Consider the following 2,662-nt stretch of genomic DNA (forward strand, 5'->3'; position numbering starts at 1 on the left):
CACTGCCCCTGACCGCGAACGGCAAGCTCGACCGCAAGGCCCTGCCCGAACCCGAGTTCACCGGTGCCGCACAGAGCCGCGCCCCCAGAACCCCGCAGGAAGAAATCCTCTGCGGACTCTTCGCCGACATCCTCGGCCTGGAACGGGTCGGGATCGACGACAGCTTCTTCGACCTCGGCGGACACTCACTCCTCGCCACCCGCCTCGTCTCCCGCATCCGCACCGCACTCGACGCCGAACTCTCCGTACGCCAGCTCTTCGAGGCCTCCACAGTCGCCGCCGTGGCAGCGCTGGTTCAGCGGGCCGGGAGAGCGCGTGCCGGGGTCGTGGCAGGGCCCCGGCCCGACCGGATCCCGCTGTCCTTCGCCCAGCAGGGGCAGTGGTTCCTGCACCGGCTCGAAGGACCCAACGCCACGTACAACATCCCGGTCGCCCTACGGCTCTCGGGAGCGCTGGATCGTGAGGCTCTTGAGGCGGCGCTGGCCGACGTCGTGGAGCGCCACGAGTCCCTGCGCACGGTCATGGCCGAGGACGAGCAGGGCGCGTACCAGGTCATCCGGACCGAGGTACATCCGGAGCTCAACGTCGAGAAGGTCGCGGCGGAACAGTTGCCCGCCGCGTTGAAGGCCGCAGCGGCCCGGGCCTTCGACCTGACGGGCGAGATCCCGCTTCGGGCCACCCTGTTCGAGACAGCGCACGACGAGCACGTGCTCCTCGTGCTGATCCATCACATCGCGGCCGATGAATGGTCGTTCGGGCCATTGGCCCGTGACCTCGCGACGGCGTACACCGCGCGCCACGCGGGTGACAGTGCGCCTTGGGCGCCACTACCGGTGCAGTACGCCGACTTCACCCTCTGGCAGCGCGAGGTCCTCGGCTCCGAGGACGACCCGGAGAGCTCCGCCGCCCGGCAGATCGCCTACTGGCAGCACGCATTGGCCGGACTGCCGGCCGAGCTGGAACTGCCGACCGACCGGCCGCGGCCGTCCGTACCCTCCTACGAGGGTGGAACCGTCGAGTTCGAGGTCTCGGAAGAGCTGCACCGGCGGGTGGAGGAAGTGGCTCGGGAGCATCAGGCGAGCCCGTTCATGGTGGTGCAGGCCGCGTTGGCCGTGCTGCTGTTCCGGTTGGGTGCGGGAGAGGATGTCCCGATCGGTTCGCCGGTGGCGGGCCGTACGGATGACGCGCTGGAGGATCTGGTCGGGTTCTTCGTGAACACACTGGTCCTGCGCAATGACCTGTCCGGGGACCCGACGTTCTCCGAACTCCTGGCCCGGGTCCGGGAGACCGACCTCGCGGCGTACGCACACCAGGACGTTCCCTTCGAGCGACTGGTGAGAGCTCTCAACCCCGAGCGCTCGTCATCGCGCCACCCGCTGTTCCAAACCGTCCTGAACTGGGCCAACGACGACAACCGTGAGGCTCTCGCGGCCTCGGCAGGGATGCCCGGGCTCAGGGTCGCGGTCGAGGAGGCCGCGACGGGTGCGGCGAAGTTCGATCTGGTCTTCCACCTGTCCGGGGTGCGTGAGGCCGATGGTGGCGCCGCGGGTCTGCGGGGCGCTCTGGAGTTCAACGCGGACCTGTTCGACCGTTCCACGGCTGTGGTGTGGGGCGAGCGGTTCGTACGGGTGCTGGAGGGGCTGCTTGCGGAGCCGGGGCGTGGGGTCGGGGCGGTGCCGGTTCTTTCCGGTGATGAGCGGGACGCGGTGGTCAAGGCCTGGACCGCGTCATCCGATGAGCCGGCCAGTGACAGCGCTTCGTTGGTCGAGGTGTTCGAGGCGCAGGCTGGTTCTGGCGGGGTCGCGGTGTCGTGTGAGGGGGTGTCGTTGTCGTACGGGGAGCTGAATGCGGCGGCGAACCGTCTGGCGCGGGTGCTCGTGGACCGGGGGGTGGGTCCGGAGTCGTTGGTGGCGGTTGCTCTGCCGCGTTCGGCGGAGATGGTCGTGGCGTTGCTGGGTGTGCTGAAGGCGGGTGCGGCGTATGTGCCGGTCGACCCGTCCTACCCGGCCGACCGCATCGCCTACCTGCTCGAAGACGCCGGCCCTGCCCTGGTCATCGCCACCACCCAGGTCGCCGATGACCTGAACGGGGGGGACGGCTGGCTCCTCCTCGACGGCCCGGAGACCATGGCGGACCTTGCCGGTCGTGCGGAGGGTGACCTGGCGCAGGACGAGCGTGTGTCGCCGCTGCTGCCCCAGCACCCCGCCTACGTCATCTACACGTCCGGTTCCACGGGCCGGCCCAAGGGTGTTGTGGTCGCGCACGAGCAGGTGGTGCGGCTGTTCACGTCCACCGGTCAGTGGTTCGGGTTCGGGCCGGAGCAGGTGTGGACGATGTTCCATTCCTACGCCTTCGACTTCTCCGTCTGGGAACTGTGGGGGCCCCTGCTCCACGGCGGACGTCTCGTCGTCGTCCCGTTCACGGTCAGCCGCAGCCCGGAACAGTTCCTCGACCTCCTGGTCCAAGAACGGGTGACGGTTCTGAACCAGACTCCCTCGGCGTTCTACCAGCTCATCCAGGCCGACACCGACAACCCGGAACTGGGCGACCGCCTGGCTCTGGAGTACGTGGTCTTCGGCGGGGAAGCGCTGGATCCGGGCCGGCTGACCGACTGGTACCACCGGCACCCGCAGGACAGCCCCCGCCTGGTCAACATGTACGG

At 69.1% G+C, this 2,662-nt stretch carries 1 protein-coding gene; it reads left to right on the forward strand.

Features of this window, described 5'->3' with window-relative positions:
• The coding region (locus EAO72_RS40185) for a condensation domain-containing protein (RefSeq protein WP_148022335.1) at positions 1–2,662 on the forward strand (2,662 nt) is incomplete at both ends.

Origin of the sequence: Streptomyces sp. OR43 (genome assembly GCF_008042275.1) — a bacterium.
In the GTDB taxonomy this organism is placed as follows: Bacteria; Actinomycetota; Actinomycetes; order Streptomycetales; family Streptomycetaceae; genus Streptomyces.